At 37.7% G+C, this 1313-nt stretch carries 2 protein-coding genes; one reads left to right on the top strand and one right to left on the bottom strand.

The genetic code is table 11. The annotated features are described in order from the left end of the window. Window positions 1-180: 180 nt before the first annotated feature. Window positions 181-477, bottom strand: a complete 297-nt coding sequence (locus KXG62_RS33780) for an immunity 53 family protein (protein WP_218096393.1) — start codon at window positions 475-477, stop codon at window positions 181-183. A 161-nt stretch (window positions 478-638) separates the two neighbouring features. Here KXG62_RS33780 and KXG62_RS33785 point away from each other — a divergent pair, with 161 nt between their 5' ends. Then, window positions 639-1235, top strand: coding sequence for a methyltransferase domain-containing protein (locus tag KXG62_RS33785; protein WP_218096394.1), 597 nt, complete (start codon window positions 639-641; stop codon window positions 1233-1235). Window positions 1236-1313: the final 78 nt, after the last annotated feature.

Below are 1313 nucleotides of genomic sequence, written 5' to 3' on the forward strand. Positions count from 1 at the left end.
TTCTTCCTTTAAAATTTCCAGTACAATCTGAGCCTTCTCTTCGGGTGTAAATCTCCGTCTAGTAGATGACATACAACTAAAGAACTCCTTTTTTGCTGTCTAGATTCTATGTAGCATTATACAGCTCCACGCTATCGTTTCCCGTTAGCTTAACACTGTTAGGTGTAAGGTTGGTGAATATCAATTTATTGAAACTGCCCAATTCTTAAAAATTTCGATTATTTCATTTAGATTAAACACTCCTCCACTTCCCATAAATGTGTGGTCTTCAACTCTACATATCAACCAGTCAGTATCTGTACGTTCTATTCGAATGCTATTGAAATTTTCGTTTTCGAGACTCGTTTCAAGCAAATCAATTCTAATCGACCAACCAGGGTTATCTAGTGTATCAATTTTTATTTGTTGCATATGCTCCCAGTCACCATCACATTGTTCATAGAACCACTGCTGTAACCAAAATAAATTATTTGTCATTTTATCTCTCCGTTATTGCTAAAGTATTGCCTACTGCATTGCAGCAGTTCCCCACTATCGTTACCCTTTAGCTTAATAATGAGTGGGTAAAGAAATTCGTTGACGTAACGAATAGTGGATGATATTTTATTTAAAATATCCAAAAATAGGGGGGTTTTTTGATGGAATCTAGCGTTGCACGTAATAGGGCTGAACTTTCTGGAAAGGCAACTAATGTTTTAAATTTTCGCACATTAGCATCCTCCAATATAAGGTTGGCGGAACTGCTTGCCGCAGGGATGACTGTTCTTGATGTTGGTTGTGGTACCGGAGCGATAACTCATGGAATTGCCGACATTGTTGGACCAACGGGGCGTGTTGTTGGAATTGATAGCAATCCTGCACTAATTGAAAAAGCTCAAGAAAATTTCGGTGATATTCCAGGATTAGATTTTAAAGTTGGCGATATTCTCAACCTTCCGTATAAAGATGAATTTGATATAGTTACTTCTGCACGCGTCATTCAATGGTTATCAAACCCATTAGAAGCTTTAAATGCTTTGACGCGGGCAACTAAACCAGGCGGACAGGTATTGATTCTTGATTATAACCATGAAAAGATAACTTGGAATCCTGAACCTCCTTTAAGTATGAAATTCTTTTATTCTGCATTTTTAAAGTGGCGTTCTGATGCAGGTATGGATAATGCGATTGCGGACCATCTTCCAAACTTGTTTAAAAGTGTGGTGAAAAATCAGTTTTTGGCATTGTCTTTCTGACGAGCCAGTTAAAGAAAAACATTGAAATGTGTAAAAGCCAAGCAAGTTGAAGGATACGCTGTGCCTGTGAAGTTTACA

The sequence above is a fragment of the Paenibacillus solanacearum genome, from assembly GCF_910593845.1.
GTDB lineage: Bacteria > Bacillota > Bacilli > Paenibacillales > NBRC-103111 > Paenibacillus_G > Paenibacillus_G solanacearum.

Coding starts and splice junctions, on each gene's coding strand:
- KXG62_RS33785 (WP_218096394.1), top strand. CDS start 639: ATGGAATCTAGCGTTGCACGTAATAGGGCTGAACTTTCTGGAAAGGCA.
- KXG62_RS33780 (WP_218096393.1), bottom strand. CDS start 477: ATGACAAATAATTTATTTTGGTTACAGCAGTGGTTCTATGAACAATGT.